Source organism: Hydrogenophaga sp., assembly GCF_026125785.1.
Taxonomy (GTDB): Bacteria; Pseudomonadota; Gammaproteobacteria; order Burkholderiales; family Burkholderiaceae_C; genus Hydrogenophaga.
Genome location: NZ_JAHCKL010000001.1, coordinates 147,570 through 164,449 on the forward strand (window position 1 = coordinate 147,570; position 16,880 = coordinate 164,449).

At 66.4% G+C, this 16,880-nt stretch carries 15 protein-coding genes and 1 pseudogene; 13 read left to right on the top strand and 3 right to left on the bottom strand.

The features are described from left to right. Positions 1-28 precede the first annotated feature (28 nt). From KIT53_RS00690 to KIT53_RS00725, 8 genes and pseudogenes are all read left to right on the top strand, one after another. Positions 29-238 (top strand): annotated as a pseudogene (locus KIT53_RS00690) (GIY-YIG nuclease family protein); the annotation flags it as partial. 267 nt (positions 239-505) lie between these two features. Further along, positions 506-1,483 (top strand): methylmalonyl Co-A mutase-associated GTPase MeaB, encoded by a 978-nt coding sequence (gene meaB, locus KIT53_RS00695; protein WP_297746911.1) that lies wholly within the window; start codon positions 506-508, stop codon positions 1,481-1,483. A gap of 20 nt (positions 1,484-1,503) precedes the next feature. After that, positions 1,504-3,036, top strand: coding sequence for an acyl-CoA carboxylase subunit beta (locus KIT53_RS00700; RefSeq protein WP_297746044.1), 1,533 nt, complete (start codon positions 1,504-1,506; stop codon positions 3,034-3,036). Between the two features lie 111 nt (positions 3,037-3,147). Beyond that, positions 3,148-5,196 carry an acetyl/propionyl/methylcrotonyl-CoA carboxylase subunit alpha gene (locus KIT53_RS00705; RefSeq protein ID WP_297746047.1) on the top strand — a complete coding sequence of 683 codons (2,049 nt, stop codon included), beginning with the start codon at positions 3,148-3,150 and terminating at the stop codon, positions 5,194-5,196. Between the two features lie 150 nt (positions 5,197-5,346). After that, positions 5,347-5,883 carry a hypothetical protein gene (locus KIT53_RS00710; protein WP_297746049.1) on the top strand — a complete coding sequence of 179 codons (537 nt, stop codon included), beginning with the start codon at positions 5,347-5,349 and terminating at the stop codon, positions 5,881-5,883. Between the two features lie 3 nt (positions 5,884-5,886). Beyond that, positions 5,887-6,372, top strand: coding sequence for a VOC family protein (locus KIT53_RS00715; RefSeq protein ID WP_297746051.1), 486 nt, complete (start codon positions 5,887-5,889; stop codon positions 6,370-6,372). Positions 6,373-6,516: 144 nt separating this feature from the next. Next, the gene (locus KIT53_RS00720; protein WP_297746054.1) at positions 6,517-6,804 is read left to right on the top strand and encodes a hypothetical protein; all 288 of its coding nucleotides are present in this window, start codon (positions 6,517-6,519) and stop codon (positions 6,802-6,804) included. Positions 6,805-6,849: 45 nt separating this feature from the next. Beyond that, positions 6,850-8,349, top strand: a complete 1,500-nt coding sequence (locus tag KIT53_RS00725) for a methyl-accepting chemotaxis protein (protein ID WP_297746057.1) — start codon at positions 6,850-6,852, stop codon at positions 8,347-8,349. 9 nt (positions 8,350-8,358) lie between these two features. Here the strand turns inward: KIT53_RS00725 and rsxB are convergent, their stop codons facing one another. Then, positions 8,359-9,021 (bottom strand): electron transport complex subunit RsxB, encoded by a 663-nt coding sequence (gene rsxB / locus KIT53_RS00730; RefSeq protein ID WP_297746060.1) that lies wholly within the window; start codon positions 9,019-9,021, stop codon positions 8,359-8,361. A 43-nt stretch (positions 9,022-9,064) separates the two neighbouring features. Further along, positions 9,065-10,444, bottom strand: a complete 1,380-nt coding sequence (gene phaZ, locus KIT53_RS00735) for a polyhydroxyalkanoate depolymerase (protein ID WP_297746064.1) — start codon at positions 10,442-10,444, stop codon at positions 9,065-9,067. Positions 10,445-10,614: 170 nt separating this feature from the next. On the opposite strand from phaZ, the gene KIT53_RS00740 reads away from it, so the two are divergent. The 5 genes from KIT53_RS00740 to KIT53_RS00765 all read left to right on the top strand — a co-directional run bounded on the left by KIT53_RS00740 (position 10,615) and on the right by KIT53_RS00765 (position 15,377). Next, entirely contained in the window at positions 10,615-11,538 is a 924-nt protein-coding gene (locus KIT53_RS00740) for an NAD(P)-dependent oxidoreductase (RefSeq protein WP_297746067.1), read from the top strand. 142 nt (positions 11,539-11,680) lie between these two features. Beyond that, entirely contained in the window at positions 11,681-12,559 is an 879-nt protein-coding gene (ygiD, locus tag KIT53_RS00745) for a 4,5-DOPA dioxygenase extradiol (protein ID WP_297746070.1), read from the top strand. A gap of 304 nt (positions 12,560-12,863) precedes the next feature. After that, positions 12,864-13,466 (top strand): TetR/AcrR family transcriptional regulator, encoded by a 603-nt coding sequence (locus KIT53_RS00755; protein ID WP_297746073.1) that lies wholly within the window; start codon positions 12,864-12,866, stop codon positions 13,464-13,466. A gap of 117 nt (positions 13,467-13,583) precedes the next feature. Then, complete coding sequence (locus KIT53_RS00760) at positions 13,584-14,585, top strand: NADP-dependent oxidoreductase (protein ID WP_297746076.1); 1,002 nt, start codon at positions 13,584-13,586, stop codon at positions 14,583-14,585. A gap of 93 nt (positions 14,586-14,678) precedes the next feature. Then, positions 14,679-15,377, top strand: a complete 699-nt coding sequence (locus KIT53_RS00765; protein ID WP_297746079.1) for an SDR family oxidoreductase — start codon at positions 14,679-14,681, stop codon at positions 15,375-15,377. A 40-nt stretch (positions 15,378-15,417) separates the two neighbouring features. Here KIT53_RS00765 and KIT53_RS00770 read toward each other — a convergent pair whose 3' ends face one another. After that, entirely contained in the window at positions 15,418-16,614 is a 1,197-nt protein-coding gene (locus KIT53_RS00770) for an amino acid aminotransferase (protein WP_297746082.1), read from the bottom strand. Positions 16,615-16,880: the final 266 nt, after the last annotated feature.

Consider the following 16,880-nt stretch of genomic DNA (forward strand, 5'->3'; position numbering starts at 1 on the left):
TGTCGAAGCCCTCACCCCGTTCGTTCGCGTGAAACCCTTCCACGTTTACCTGCTGCGCTGCCGCGACGGCTCCTACTACGCCGGACACACCGACGAGTTGGAGTCCCGCCTGCTGCAGCACCAGACCGGCACCACGGGCTACACCGCCACGCGCAAACCGGTGGAGCTGGTCTGGCACGGCGAATTCGAGACCCGTGAGACGGCGCTGGCCTTTGAGCAGCGGCTCAAGGGTTGGTCGCGGGCGAAGAAGGAAGCACTGATCGCAGGGGACTGGGAGCGGGTTCAGGTTCTGGCGCGATCGGGACAGGGTGTGGGTGGGCTTCGACAGGCTCAGCCCGAACGGTATGGGGCTCGGTCCGAACCGAACGGGACTGAGCCCGAACGGAATGGGACTGAGCCAGAGCGGAATGGGGCTGAGCCCGCGCGGAGTGGGACTGAACCCGAGCGGAATGGGACTGAGTCCCCCTCCGTTCGCCCTGAGCTTGTCGAAGGGCTCACCCACGCCATCGCCGGCGGCACCCCCATGGCGCAGCGCCGCGCCATGGCCAAGGCGATCACGCTGCTCGAATCCACCCGAGCCGACCACCGCGCCCAGGGCGACGAACTGCTGACGGCGCTGCTGCCGCACACCGGACGGGCCTTCCGCCTGGGCATCAGTGGTGTGCCGGGTGTGGGCAAGAGCACCTTCATCGAAGCGCTGGGCCTGCATCTCATCGGCCTGGGGCACCGCGTTGCAGTGCTGACCATCGATCCTTCCAGCACCGTGTCCGGTGGCTCCATCCTGGGTGACAAGACCCGTATGGAGAAGCTCTCGGTGCAGGAGCAGGCCTACATCCGGCCCAGCCCGTCCAGCGGCACGCTGGGCGGCGTGGCCGAGAAAACGCGCGAGGCCATGCTGGTCTGTGAGGCCGCGGGCTACGACATCGTCATCGTCGAGACCGTGGGCGTGGGCCAGAGCGAGACGGCCGTCAACGGCATGACCGACATGTTCGTGCTGCTGCAACTGCCCAACGCTGGCGACGACCTGCAGGCGATCAAGAAGGGTGTGATGGAGCTGGCCGATCTGGTGGTGATCAACAAAGCGGACATCGATCCCGATGCAGCCACCCGCGCACGCGCTCAAATCACCTCGTCTTTGCGCCTGCTGGGCCAGCAGGGTCGGCCCGAGCACGCCCTGCACGACGAGACGCTCTGGCATCCGCGCGTGATCCAGCTCAGTGCCTTGCTGGGGCAAGGGGTGGATGCCTTCTGGACCGAGGTCAGCACCTTCCGCGCGCTGCAGACCCGCAACGGCCGCCTGGCGGAGCGCCGCCGGCAACAGGCGCGCGCCTGGATGTGGGAGCGCATCGAGGCCGGCCTGAGACAGCGTTTTCGAGAACACCCGGCGGTGCGCGCCACCCTGGAAGAGACCACCGGGCGCGTGCTGGAAGGCACGCTGCCCGCCAGCACGGCAGCGCGCCAGCTGCTCGGGCTGTTCCACTGATTTTTCTGGAGCAAGAAACCATGCAAGACATCCTGCAACAACTCGAAGAGAAGCGCGCCGCCGCGCGCCTGGGCGGTGGCGAGAAGCGCATTGCTGCCCAGCACGCCAAGGGCAAACTGACCGCGCGCGAGCGACTGGAGGTGCTGCTTGATGAGGGCACGTTCGAAGAATGGGACATGTTCGTCGAGCACCGCTGCACCGACTTCGGCATGCAGGACAACAAGATCCCCGGCGACGGTGTGGTGACCGGCTACGGCATGATCAATGGCCGCCTGGTGTTCGTGTTCAGCCAGGACTTCACGGTGTTTGGCGGAGCGCTTTCAGAGGCCCACGCCGAGAAGATCTGCAAGATCATGGACCAGGCGATGAAGGTCGGCGCGCCGGTGATCGGCCTCAACGACTCCGGTGGCGCACGCATCCAGGAAGGCGTGGCCTCTCTGGGCGGTTACGCAGAGGTGTTCCAGCGCAACGTGATGGCCAGCGGCGTGATTCCGCAGATCAGCATGATCATGGGGCCGTCGGCCGGTGGCGCGGTGTACTCGCCGGCCATGACCGATTTCATCTTCATGGTCAAGGACTCGAGCTACATGTTCGTGACCGGTCCAGAGGTGGTGAAGACGGTGACGCACGAGGAGGTCACCGCCGAGGAACTGGGTGGTGCCACCACCCACACCACCCGCAGTGGCGTGGCCGATCTGGCCTTCGAGAACGACGTGGAGGCGCTGCTGATGCTGCGCCGGCTGTACAACTACCTGCCGCTGAACAACCGCGAGAAGGCGCCGGTGCGCCCCAGCGGCGACCCGATCGACCGCGCCGAACTCAGCCTGGACACGCTGGTGCCGGAGAACCCGAACAAGCCGTACGACATGAAAGAGCTGATCCTCAAGACGGTCGATGACGGCGACTTCTTCGAGATCCAGCCCGACTACGCCAAGAACATCATCGTGGGCTTTGCGCGCATGGATGGCCAGACGGTGGGCATCGTGGCCAACCAGCCGCTGGTGCTCGCCGGCTGCCTGGACATCAAGAGCTCCATCAAGGCGGCGCGCTTCGTGCGTTTCTGCGATGCCTTCAACATCCCGGTCGTCACCTTCGTGGACGTGCCGGGCTTCATGCCCGGCACCAGCCAAGAGTACGGCGGGATCATCAAGCACGGCGCCAAGCTGCTCTACGCCTATGCCGAGTGCACGGTGCCCAAGATCACCGTGATCACGCGCAAGGCCTATGGCGGCGCGTACGACGTGATGAGCTCCAAGCACCTGCGCGGCGACGTCAACTTTGCCTGGCCCAACGCGGAGATCGCGGTCATGGGTGCCAAGGGCGCCGTGGAGATCATCTTCCGCGAAGAGAAGAAGGATCCGGCCAAGCTCGCGCAACGCGAGGCCGAGTACAAGGCCCGTTTCGCCAACCCCTTCGTGGCCGGCGCACGCGGTTTCATCGACGACGTCATCCTGCCGCACGAGACACGCAAGCGTATCTGCCGTTCGCTGGTGATGCTGAAAGACAAGAAGCTGGAGAACCCGTGGCGCAAGCACGGAAACATCCCTCTGTGACCAAGACCGCCGTTCGCCCCGAGCTTGTCGAGGGGCCTTGCAAAAATTGATGACCGGTCGGCGCAGGGCTTCGACAGGCTCGGCCCGAACGGTTGGAAGAAGGAAGCCACCATGTTCACCAAGATACTGATTGCCAACCGCGGCGAGATCGCCTGCCGCGTGATCGCCACCGCCAAGAAGATGGGCATCGCCACTGTGGCGGTGTATTCAGAGGCCGACAAGGAGGCTCGCCACGTGCAGTTGGCCGATGAGGCCGTTCTGCTGGGGCCGGCGCCCTCGCGCGAGTCCTACCTGGTGGCCGACAAGATCATCGAGGCGGCCAGGAAGACCGGCGCGCAGGCCATTCACCCGGGCTATGGTTTTCTTTCGGAGAACGAGGCCTTTGCCAAGCGCGTGGAAGACGAGGGCATGGCCTTCATCGGGCCCCGCCACTTCAGCATCGCCGCCATGGGCGACAAGATCGCCTCCAAGAAGCTGGCCAAGGAGGCGAACGTCAACACCATCCCGGGATGGAACGACGCCATCGAGTCGGCCGAGCGTGCAGTAGAGATTGCGCGCGACATCGGCTACCCCGTGATGATCAAGGCCAGCGCGGGCGGCGGCGGCAAGGGCCTGCGCGTGGCCTTCAACGACAAGGAAGCGCTGGAGGGGTTCACCTCCTGCCGCAACGAGGCGCGCAACAGCTTTGGCGACGACCGCATCTTCATCGAGAAGTTCGTCGAGCAGCCACGCCACATCGAGATCCAGGTGCTGGGCGACAGCCACGGCAACGTGATCTACCTGAACGAGCGCGAGTGCTCGATCCAGCGCCGGCACCAGAAGGTGATCGAGGAGGCGCCGTCGCCCTTCATCAGCGATGCCACGCGCAAAGCCATGGGCGAACAGGCGGTGGCCCTGGCCAAGGCGGTGAAGTACCAGAGCGCGGGCACCGTGGAGTTCGTGGTCGGCAAGGACCAGGATTTCTACTTCCTGGAGATGAACACCCGCCTGCAGGTGGAGCACCCGGTGACCGAGTGCATCACCGGCCTGGATCTGGTGGAGCTCATGATTCGCGTGGCCGCGGGCGAGAAATTGCCTCTGGCACAGGCCGATGTCCAGCGCAATGGCTGGGCGATCGAGTGCCGCATCAACGCCGAGGACCCGTTCCGCAACTTCCTGCCCAGCACGGGCCGGCTGGTGCGCTTTGCGCCGCCCGCCCAGAGCATGTTCCAGTCCAATACCCAGGACCTCTTTGGCGTGCGCGTGGACACCGGGGTGCAGGACGGCGGCGAGATCCCGATGTTCTACGACTCGATGATTGCCAAGCTCATCGTGCACGGCAAGGACCGCGCGGAGGCGATCCAGAAGATGCGCGAGGCCCTCAACGGCTTCGTCATCAGGGGTATCAGCAGCAACATTCCGTTCCAGGCCGCGCTGCTGGCGCACCCCAGGTTCGTGGCGGGTGACTTCAACACGGGCTTCATCGCCGAGCACTACGCCCAGGGCTTTCGCGCCGAAGACGTGCCGCACGCGGACCCCGACTTCATGGTTGCGCTGGCGGCCTTCGTGCGCCGCAAGTCGCGTGAACGTGCCGCGGGCCTGTCGGGCCAGCTCCCGGGCTATGGGGTCAAGGTGGGGCACGATTACACGGTGATCGTGCTCAGCGCCGATGGCCGGCACCGCCACAGCCGCGTGCACGTGGACGAGGTGGTGGGGCAGATCGGCTCGGCCGTGGTCACCGTGGCTGGCAAGCGCTATGCCCTGAACAGCCCCTCGCGTCTGAACGACGTCTGCATCGTGGGTGAGTGCAACGGCCAGCCGTTCACCGCCCAGATCGAGCGCGGCACGCCGCGCAACCCGCTGGCCCTGGTGGTGCAGCACAACGGCACGCGCATGGAGACCATGGTGGTCTCGCCGCGCATGGCCGAACTGCATGCACTCATGCCTTTCAAGGCGCCGGCCGACATGAGCAAATACGTGCTCTCGCCCATGCCCGGCCTGCTGGTGGACGTGGCGGTGCAGCCGGGCCAGAAGGTGCAGGCCGGTGAACGGGTGGCCGTGATCGAAGCCATGAAGATGGAGAACGTGCTGTTCGCCGCGGCCGATGGCGTGGTCTCCAAGGTGCTCGCGGCCAAGGGCGATTCGCTGGTGGTTGATCAGCCCATCGTCGAGTTCGGCTGAGGCATGCTGCGCCACCGTCGGACACATGCGCGCCTGCGCTGGCCAGGGAACGGGCCAAAATGCGCTACCCTTCGCCACAGGCAACTACGAGGGGTGTCTATGCGGCATGGTCTGGCTTTTGCCCTGGGGTGTTTGCGCGATCCGCGCCGCATGGGTGCGATCGCGCCGGCCTCCCGGGCACTGGCCCGGGCCATTGCCAACGAGGTCCAGCGCGAGCGGCCCGCCGTGCTGATCGAGGTGGGGGCCGGCACCGGCGCCATCACCCGCGCGCTGGCGGCCTCGCCTCTGGTGCCGGAGCGGTTCGTGGTGATCGAGCGCAACGCCGACTTCGCCCGCCTGCTGCGTTCGGCGTTCCCGACGCTGGAGGTGCTCAACCACTGCGCTTCCCAGGTCCATTCCCTGGCGATCGAAAGCCGTTCGCCGGTCACCCTGGTGTCCTCGCTGCCACTGCTGTCCATGCCCAGGGAAGAGGCGCAGCGCTGTATCGACGCCATGCTCTGCGTCATAGGCCGCCAGCCGGGCTCGCGGCTGATCCAGTACACCTATGCGGCGCCCCATCAGCGCCCTTTTCATCACATCCCGCCGGGCTGGCGCTGGCGCCGCGCCGCCTCGGTCTGGGCCAACCTGCCACCGGCCACCGTCTGGTCGCTGGAATGTCCGGCGGGTCTCATCAACGGAGTTCACTGATCCATGCCTTCTTCGCTACAACGCCCCTTCAAGGTCCTGGGCATCCAGCAGATCGCCATCGGCGGCCCCGACAAGCAGCGCCTGCAGAAGCTCTGGGTGGACATGCTCGGCCTGGAGGTCACGGGAACCTTTCGCAGCGAACGCGAGAACGTCGACGAGGACATCTGCGCCATGGGCCGCGGTCCCTTCAAGGTCGAGGTCGACCTGATGCAGCCGCTGGATCCGGAGAAGAAGCCGGCCGTGCACACCACGCCGCTCAACCACGTCGGCCTGTGGATAGACCGCCTGCCCGAAGCGGTCGAATGGCTGACCGCGCAGGGTGTGCGCTTCGCGCCCGGTGGCATCCGCAAGGGCGCGGCCGGCTTCGACATCTGCTTCCTGCACCCCAAGGCGAACGATGAGTTTCCCATCGCTGGCGAGGGCGTGCTGGTCGAGCTGGTGCAGGCCCCGCCCGAGGTGGTCCAGGCTTTCGAACGCCTGGCAGCCTGAGCGTTCCCGGCGCCTTGAGCGCCGGAGCAGGGCACCTTTTCCCGTTCTTTTCCGCCCCATGCGTCGCATGGGGTGCGCGTACGCTCATGGCTCCTGGGGCTCTTGGCGCTTGCGCGGGCTCCGCAACCACCGCAGGAGCCTGCCATGCAAGCGTCCGCCCGCCCGTTCCGTTCCGATGGTTCGCCCGTCTCTGTCTGGCCCGCAGGCGGAGCGGCGCAGCTCTGGCCCAGCGCCTTGCTGGAGCGCTTCTGCCTGCGCATGGCCACCCAGGGCATGTGCGTGAGTCCGGCGCTGATGCAGTGTGACCGGCGCTACGCGCTGGAACAGATTTCGCACGGCCACAACATGGCCGACGACACGCTGCGGGCCTTGGCGGTGGAGCTGTTCCGCCATTTCGTGGTGCAGCGATCGGGCGTGAGCGGCGTGCATTGAGCCGCCGCTTTTTCGTGTCCTTCTTCTTGTTGGAGCGTGGCTGGCATGGCTTCTTCGCGACTTCTTTCACCGGGTATCTGGCTGATGCGGCGCCTGCGGCTGAGCCGCAAGCTGATGGTGCTGACCCTGGCGGCCGTCTGGCCGGTCAAGGCCGTGTGGGCGCTGGAGGCTGAGAGCGCGTGGTCCATGGGCATCACCGGTGGCGGCCTGGCGTTGCTGGTCTACCTCATGCTGTCCTTCCACGCCAGTTTCATGGCCGACCTGCACCAGGTGCGCCAGGCCATGGCGTCGACCGCGGACGGCAACTTGCGCGCCTCGTTGGTGGTCAACGGGCGTGACGAGCTTGCTGACCTGGGGCACCTGGTGGTTCGCATGGCGGGCAACCTGTCGGCCATGGTGGCGCAAGTGCGCAGCAATTCCGCTCTGGTGGCCCATGCGGGCAAGAGCCTGGCCGTGGGCAACCGTGACCTCGCCGACCGCACCGAACAGCAGGCCGCCAATCTGGAGCAGACGGCGGCCAGCGTGCAACAGCTCTCCGGAGCCGTGCGGCAGAACGCGCAGACCGCCGGCGAGTCCGACCAGCAGGCCGCGCAGGTGCGCACCGCTGCGGAAATGGGCGCCCAGACCATGAGCGACGCCGTGGCTTCGGTCGAGGGCATCCAGGCCGGCGCTCAGCAGATGAACGAGATCATCGGCGTGATCGACAGCATTGCCTTCCAGACCAACATCCTGGCGCTCAACGCGGCGGTGGAGGCCGCTCGCGCCGGCGAGCAGGGCAGGGGCTTCGCGGTGGTGGCCAATGAAGTGCGCACGCTCGCGCAGCGCTCGGCGGGGTCAGCGCGCGAGATCCGTGCGCTCATCGAAGCGTCTCGCTCGCAGGTGGAAACCAGCGTGGCACGCATGCGCACGGCCGGCAGCAGCATGGGCCAGATCGTCAACGGCGTGCGCGGCGTGGCCGCCAACATGTCGCTCATCTCGGCTTCCAGCGCGGAGCAGAGCACTGGCCTGCACGAAATTTCCACTGCGGTCACCCAACTCGACGAGATCACCCAGCGCAATGCGCAGATGGTCGAGCGTGCGGTGGCGCAGGCGGAGCGGCTCGAACAGCGCGCCGCGCACCTGGCTCGGGCGGTCTCGTCCTTCATGCTTCAGCAAGGCACGGCCGAAGAAGCCATGGTGCTGGTGGACCAGGCCCTGGCGCTGAGGCAACAGCGTGGGCGCGACGGCTTCCTGCAGGCGCTGACCGACCCTTCAGGCGCCTTCCACGACCGCGACATGTACGTTTTTGCGCTGGACGCGGATGGTGTCTACCGCGCCTTCGGTGGCAAGCCCGAGAAGGTGGGCAGCCGCGTGCAGGAGATCGCCGGCGTGGACGGCGCGGCCCTGCTCACGGCCATCGTCGAGCAGGCCGAGACCGGTCCGGGTTGGGTGGAGTACGACATTGCCAACCCCGTCACCGGCGCGATCCAGGGCAAGATGTCCTACGTGGTGAAGGTCGACGAGTTCTACGTTGGCTGCGGGGTTTACAAGACCGTGACCGCCTGAGGCGAAGCCTCAGGATTCCGGCGCCTCGCGCCGCGCCCGCGCGCGGGCCAGCGCGGCCTCGATCACGGCGCGTTTGCGGTCCAGTTGGGCCGCGTCGGTGATCTGGGAATGCGCCGCCAGATCGGCCAGCTTTTCGCGTGCCTTGACCTCCAGCCGTGCCTCGTGTTCCTGCTTCTCGCGCACCAGGCGCACCTGGCGCGCGGCGTAGCGCTCGCGCCCCTGCCGCGCCTGCGCGTCCGTCCAGGCTTGCCAGCCCGTTCGCTCACCGCTGACGATGTCCAGCGAGATGCAGTCCACCGGGCAGACCGGCAGGCAGAGTTCGCAGCCGGTGCAATAGGGCTCCACCACGGTGTGCATGCGTTTGTGGGTTCCGACGATGGCATCGGTGGGGCAGGCCTTGATGCACAGCGTGCAGCCTATGCACCAGTCTTCGTCGATGACGGCCACGGTCACCGGGCCTTCGATGCCGCACTGGGGGTCCAGTGGGCGAGCCGGCTGGCCCGTGAGGGCGGCCAGGCGCTGCACGCCCTCGGCCCCTCCGGGGGGACAGCGGTTGATGGTGGTTTCCCCGGCGGCAATGGCCTGCGCGTAGCTCGCGCAGTCGGGGTAGCCGCAGCGCGTGCACTGGGTCTGCGGCAGCGCCGCGTCGATGCGCCGGGCCAGTTCGTTCATGCGGGCGACTATACCGGGCACTTCCGTGCCGGCCATGACCGGTTCAGGTCCGCGCGAGCGCCTTGCGGGCCGGGGCCTTCTTCTGCGGCGCGACGGCCTTTTTCACCGGCGCCGCGGCCGCCGTCTTGCGGGCGGCAGACGGCTTCTTGCCTTCGGTGGGTGGCTGGTGGGCCAGGATGAAGCTCTTGACCACCGGGTGCACCATCTCGCGCCAGCGGCGGCCACTGAAAATGCCATAGTGGCCCGCACCCTTGGCTTCGTAGTGCATGCGGTGGGCCTTGGGGATGCCGGTGCACAGGTCGTGCGCGGCGGCGGTCTGGCCGGCGCCCGAGATGTCGTCGAGCTCGCCTTCGATGGTGAGCAGGGCGGTGCGGGTGATGTCCTGGGGCCGAACGCGTTCGACCTCGCCATCCTCGTTCTTCACGTCCCAGGTGCCATTGACGAGGCGGAAGGCCTGAAACACGGTCTCGATGGTCTCCAGGTAGTAGTCGGCGTCCATGTCCAGCACCGCGTTGTACTCGTCGTAGAACTTGCGGTGGGCCTCGGCGCTTTCGTTGTCGCCCTTGATCAGGTCCTTGAAGTAGTCGTAGTGGCTGCTCGCGTGGCGGTCCGGGTTCATGGCCACGAAGCCGGTGTGTTGCAGGAAGCCCGGGTAGACCCGGCGGCCGGCGCCCGGGAAGCTCTCGGGGACGCGGTAGATGACGTTGTTCTCGAACCACTCATGGCTGCGTTGCGTGGCGAGGTTGTTGACGGCGGTGGGCGACTTGCGCGCGTCGATGGGGCCACCCATCATCGTCATGGACAGCGGAGGGGTTTCGCCACGGCTGGCCATGAGAGACACCGCGGCCAGCACCGGCACCGTGGGCTGGCACACGCTCATTACATGGCAGTTGCCATACTTCTCTTGCAGGTAGCGGACGAATTCCTGCACGTAATTGACATAGTCGTCGAGGTGGAACTCGCCTTCCGACAGGGGGACCAGGCGGGCGTTCTTCCAGTCGGTGATGTAGACCTTGTGGTCCTTGAGCATGGTGCGCACCGTATCGCGCAGCAGCGTGGCGTAATGGCCCGAGAGCGGCGCCACGATCAACACCACCGGCTGGCCCTTGAGCTTGGCCAGCGTCTCGGTGTCGTCCGAGAAGCGCTTGAAGCGGCGCAATTCGCAGAAGGGTTTGTCGATTTCCACGCGCTCGTGGATGGCCACCTCCACGCCATCGACATCGACGGTGGGAATGCCGAAGCTGGGCTTTTCATAGTCCTTGCCCAGGCGGTGCAACAGGTCGTAGCCGGCCGAGATGCGCTGCGCCAGCGGATGCTGGGCGAAAGGGAGAACAGGGTTGTTGTAAAGCTTGGCGGCCACTTCGGCCAGGTCCGCAAAGGGCTCCATGATGGAGCGCTGCGTTTCATAGATCTGGTACAGCATGGGGATGCGAGGATCGTTATGTTGCAGTGCAATATAGCAGCATGCGATTACCCCTGTTCAGGTGTAAACACCTAGGAAGTCACGGAGTTGTCCGATGCGCGACGCGGGACTTTGCAGCGCCGGGACTGCGATAGCATCGGCGCGCAACCCGCCCACCCCACACCCTCGCCATGATGTCTGTCCTCACCCTGAAGGGTTCCCGTGTTCTGCTCACCGGCGCCAGCGGCTTCATCGGCGGCGCGCTCAAGGACCGCCTGCTGTCCGACGGGGTGCAGGTGCATGCGGTGTCGCGCTCGGCGCGTACCTCTGACGAGCCCGGATTGCACTGGCACCAGGCCGATCTGGCCGACGAGCGCGCCGTCCAGCAGCTGTTTGCCGATGTCCGGCCAGACGGCGTGTTCCACCTGGCCAGTGAGGTGACCGGTGGTCGCGAGACCGGTCTGGTGGTGCCCACGCTCAAAGGCAACCTGCTGGGCGCGGTCCACATTCTGTCTGCCGCCACGGAGCAGGGCTGTCGGCGGGTGGTGCTCGCGGGCTCCCTGGAAGAGCCCGATGGCAGCGAAGCCGCGACGGCTGTGCCTTGTTCCCCCTATGCGGCGGCGAAGTGGGCCGCCAGCGGCTACGCGCGCATGTTCCACGCGCTGTACCAGACACCGGCGGTGCTGGCCCGGCTGTTCATGGTCTACGGCCCGGGCCAGCACGACTTCCGCAAGCTCGTGCCCTATGTGAGCCGCGCCCTGGCGCAAGGTGTGTCGCCTCAGCTCTCCAGCGGCCATCGGCCCGTGGACTGGGTCTTTGTCGACGACGTCGTGGAGGGCCTGGTCCGGATGGCGCAGACGCCCGGTATCGACGGCCAGACGGTGGACCTGGGCAGCGGGGAATTGCACACCATCCGGGAGGTGGTGACCCTGCTGTGCGAGTTGAGCGCGCCTTGTCCGGCGCCGGCCTTCGGTGCCTTGCCCGACCGTCCGCTGGAGCAGGTCAAGGTGGCCGATACCGATCAGACCCAGCGACAGCTGGGTTGGCGTCCTTGCACTCCGCTGCGCCAGGGGCTGCAGCGCACCGTGGACTGGGTCCGGGCGTTGCCGGCGTGACCACCGGTGGCGTGGAACTTCCCCGGCGCGGGCCCGCTCCATCGAGCGCCCCTCTCCTGAAGCCCTTCTCATGCAAAGACGTACGATCCTCGTGGCCGGCGGCGGTGTTGCCGCTGCCACAGCCACCGCTCTCGGAGCCTATATGACCGCTTCCGCCCAGCCTTCCCCGAACACCCGCGCCGCCAGTGACCTGGCCGGCCTGCAGGCCTTGCCCCACACCGAACGCCTGCCCGTGATGTTCGTGGGCCACGGCAGTCCGATGAACGCGATCGAGGACAACGACTGGCGGCGTACCTGGCAGGCGCTGGGCAGGGAACTGCGCCAGCGCGGCACGCAACCCAGCCTGATCCTGTGCATATCTGCCCACTGGATCACGCAGGGTTGGCACCTCACGGCCATGGGCCAGCCCCCGACCATCCACGACTTCGGCGGCTTTCCGCAGGCGCTGTTCGACCAGCAATACCCCGCGCCAGGCGCGCCCGCCGTGGCCCGCGCCATCAGTGCCGACGTGCACCAGCCCGGCGGCGACCGGCCCCTGGGCCTGGATGAGCGCGAATGGGGGCTGGACCACGGCACCTGGTCGGTGCTCAAGCCCATGTTTCCCGAGGCCGACATCCCGGTGATCCAACTCAGCATGGACTACAGCCGCCCGCCGGCCGAGCATTTCGCGCTGGGCCGGGAACTGGCCCGCCTGCGCGAGCGCGGCGTGTTGATCGTCGGCAGCGGCAACGTGGTGCACAACCTGCGCGCAGTGCGCCGCGACGTGCCCAACAACCAGGCCTACGACTGGGCTATCGAGTTCGACCGCACGGTGGCGGAGCACATCGGAGCAGGGCGCCTGGCCTCGCTGGTGGATTTCCAGCAGCAGGGCGCGGTGGCCCAGCTCTCCCACCCCACCTGGGACCACTACCTGCCGCTGCTGTACGCGGCAGGCGCGGTGCACGAGCAGGAGGCGCCGCGCTACTTCAACGAAGGCTTCCAGGCGGCGTCGATCTCGATGCGCTCCGTGCTCTGGGGCTGAGCGTCCAGGGTCTTGCTACGCTGGTGCCCCAAGAGAGGCTGAATCCGTAATGGATATCGGCGGTTTCCTTGGCGCCTGGCTGGGCGGTGTCGCCATGGCTGACAGCGGCAACCACCTGTGGATATGGTGAGCCGACGCCGTGCTTGCGTTGGGCGCGGCACTGGTGAACCTGCCCATCCGCGAGGCGCGTTCGACATTGAGCCGGTCGGCTGCCTGAGACCCTGGACCGGTCGGTCAACTGAACAACCGGGGCGCCTCTTCAACTTGTTTTGATCCACGCTTGCACGTCAGCCCGATTCTGAGTATGATGCTCATCATGCGAAAAGCCACCAGCGTCCGAACCGCCGCCAAAGAGGCCTCGCACGAGCGCATCGTGCAGGCCGCCGCCCGCGCCATCCGGCGCAGCGGGTACGACGGCACCGGGGTCGCCGACATCATGAAAGAGGCGGGTCTGACACACGGCGCCTTCTACGCCCACTTCGAGTCCCGCGAAGCCATGCTGGCCGAAGCGGCGGACCGCGCCGGTGCCGAGTCCAACGCCTATGCAGCCCAAGTCATTGCCTCGGCTCCGCCGGAGCAGGCCGTGCAGGCGCTGATGCACACATACCTTTCCAAGGAGCACCAGGTGGGCATCGAGACCGGCTGCCCGATTTCGGCCCTGGGTTCCGAGATGCCTCGGCAGTCGCCGGAAGTGCGCCGGGCCGCCACGCGCCACATCAAGGAAATGATCGATCTGGTCGCCCGCCAGTCGCCCGATTGGGGAGAGCCCGCAGCCCATGAGCGCGCACTGGTGTCGGTGGCCACCATGGTGGGTACGCTGATCCTGGCCCGGGCCGTCGACGACCCGGCTTTGTCGGACGCGCTGTGTAGCGCGACCTTGAAGCGCCTGGACTCTTCAGGTGCCTGATGGCCGGCGCTTTTTTTTATCAGTTTATATGATGATCATCATGCAAAGCAGGTCGGCAGACCGGTGCGTCGGACCTGTGCCAGGCCCTCTTTTGACTCTTTTGAACAAGGAACAGGCATGAAGGCCTTCGTTGTAGACCGCTACGGGAAAAAGGCGCCGCTGCGCGCTGCCGACATGCCAGAGCCGGCGGTGCGTGATGATGACGTACTGATCGAAGTGCACGCCACCGCGGTGAACCTGCTGGACTCGAAGATCCGGAGCGGCGAGTTCAAGCTCATCCTGCCATACCGCACACCGTTCGCGCTGGGCCACGATGTGGCGGGCGTGGTGATCGGCGTCGGAAGCCGGGTGCGCCAGTTCAAGGTGGGCGACGAAGTCTACGCCAGGCCCGACGACTTGCGCATCGGCACGTTTGCCGAACGCATTGCCGTGCGGGAAGCCTCGGTGGCGCTCAAGCCGCGCAACCTGAGCATGGTGGAGGCTGCCTCCATTCCGCTGGTGGGCCTCACGGCCTGGCAGGCACTGGTGGATATCGCCCGGCTCAGGAAGGGCCAGAAGGTTTTCATCCAGGCGGGCTCCGGCGGTGTGGGCACTTTCGCCATCCAGCTGGCCAAGCACCTGGGCGCGACGGTCGCCACCACCACCAGCGCGGGCAACACCGTGCTGGTCAAGGGCCTGGGCGCGGACGTGACCATCGACTACCGGACCGAAGCCTTCGAAGACCGCCTGAGCGGCTACGACGTCGTGCTGCACAGCCAGGACAGCAAGGCCCTGGCGAAATCCCTGGGTGTGCTCAAGCCCGGTGGCCAGTTGGTCTCTATTTCCGGGCCGGCCGACCCCGAGTTTGCAGAAGCCATCAAAGCTCCCTGGCTGGTCAGGCAGGTGATCCGTGGGCTTAGCCTAGGCCCCCGCCGGCGGGCGCAACGCCTCAAGGTCCGCTTCGCCTTTCTGTTCATGAAGGCCAGCGGCAGCCAACTGCGACAGATCACGTCCCTGATCGAATCGGGGGCCATCCGCCCCGTGGTCGACAAGGTCTTCCCCTTCGATGCCGCCAACGACGCCCTGGCCCACGTCGAAAGCGGCCGCGCCAAAGGCAAGGTGGTCATCCAGGTGCGATGAACCACCGCCTCTGAACGTTCTTTCCGAACCTTTTGCACGCCTACAAGTATGACCACCGTCATACGACACCCCCAACCCACCCAGGAGTCATCCATGCAGATCGAAAATTCCGTTGTTCTGATCACCGGTGCCAACCGTGGCATCGGCCTTGCCTTTTCTCGCGAACTGCTCGCCCGCGGTGCCCGCAAGGTCTACGCCGCGGCCCGCGACCCCGCCACCGTGACCCTGCCCGGGGTGCACGCCCTGCAGCTGGACGTCACCCAGCCCGATCAGATCGCCGCCGCGGTCCGGCAGGCCGGCGATGTGACCCTGGTCATCAACAACGCCGGCATCGCCCAGCCCGGCGGCTTTCTGGCCGAGAACAGCGAGGCGGTGACGCGGCGTATCTTCGAGACCAACTTCTACGGCATGCTGAACGTGAGCAAGGCCTTTGCGCCCGTGCTCAAGGCCAACGGCGGCGGCGCGCTGCTTAACGTTCTGTCGGTGGCCTCTTGGGTCAACGGCAGTGAGTTGGCCGCCTACTCGGCGAGCAAATCGGCCGCCTGGGCGCTGACCAACTCGCTGCGCCACGAACTGGTGGCTCAGAAGACCCAGGTGCTGGGTCTGCACATGGCTTACGTCGACACCGACCTGACGCGGGGCTTCGATGTGCCCAAGACCAGCCCCGAAACCATCGTGCAACGCGCGCTGGACGCGCTGGCGGCAGGTGCCGAGGAAGTGCTGGCCGATGCGCTCACCGAGCAGGTGAAGCAGGGCGTGACGGCGCCGCGTCCGTTCTACCTTCCACAGTAGGGCACGGCCAGACGTGCAGCGCGCCAGGCGGCGAGGGCGTTCAGACCACCTGCGCGATGGCGCGGCAGACGTAGTCGATGTTCTTGCTGTTGAGCGCGGCCACGCACATGCGGCCGGTGTCCGTGCCGTAGACGCCGAACTCGCTGCGCAGGCGCACCATCTGGTCCTTGCTCAGGCCGGAGTAGCTGAACATGCCGATCTGGCTGGTGATGAAGCCCATGTCCTGCTTCACACCGGCGGCCTTGAGGCCATCCACCAGCTTCTGGCGCATGGCCTTGATGCGCACCCGCATCTCGCCCAGTTCCTTTTCCCACAGGGCCCGCAGCTCCGGGTTGTTCAGCACCGCAGCCACCACCGCGCCGCCGTGCGTGGGTGGGTTGGAGTAGTTGGTGCGGATCACGATCTTGAGCTGGGACAGCACGCGGGCCGCCTCATCGGCGTTGTCGCACAGCACGGACAGGGCGCCCACGCGCTCGCCATACAGGCTGAAGCTCTTGGAGAAGGAGGTGGAGACGAAGAAGGTCAGGCCGGCGGCGACGAACTTGCCGATCACCGCGCCGTCTTCGGCGATCCCGTGGCCAAAGCCCTGGTAGGCCATGTCCAGGAAGGGGGTGAGGCCGCGTGCCTTGACCACCGCGACCACCTGGTCCCATTGCGCGGGCGTGATGTCGTAGCCGGTCGGGTTGTGGCAGCAGGCGTGCAGGACCACGATGGTGCCGGCCGGTGCCGCGTTCAGACTGGCCAGCATGCCGTCGAAGTTGACGCCGCGGCGCGCGGCGTCGTAGTAAGCGTAGGTGTCGACCTTGAAGCCGGCGTTGGTGAACAGCGCACGGTGGTTTTCCCAACTCGGGTCGCTGATCAGCACGGTTGCCTCGGGCTTGAGCTTCTTGAGGAAATCCGCACCGATCTTCAGGCCGCCGGTGCCGCCCAGGGCCTGCACTGTGGCCACGCGGCCGGACTTCACGGGCTCGGCCTCGGCGCCGAAGACCAGGCTCTTGACGGCCGCGTCGTAGGCGGCGATGCCGTCAATGGGCAGGTAGCCGCGCGCCGAGGGCTTGTCCATCAGCGCCTTTTCGGCGGCCTGCACGCATTGCAGCAGCGGCAGCTTGCCGTTGTCGTCGAAGTACACGCCGACACCAAGGTTGACTTTCTGGGGATTGGCGTCGGCGGCGAACTGCTCGTTCAGACCCAGAATCGGGTCGCGGGGGGCCATCTCGACGGCGGAGAAAAGAGACATGCTGGGGTTCCTGGGGGTTGGTGGCGGAAGCACCCGGCATTTTACCGTTTGCCCCTTTGCGCTTCTGGCTGTGGCGGGCCGCGCAAACCTGTACGAAGGAAATGCGCCAGAGCGTGAGCTTGTGCATGCCGATCCTCAGTTTGCGCAGACCGTTACGCAGCTTGAGAGGGGTTTTGTATGCGGGCTGGGGTATAGTCAAAAAGACTGTTAACTTTTACTAACATATCCCCGCTTCAAGAGGTAACGAGCCATGCAAAGACAAGCTT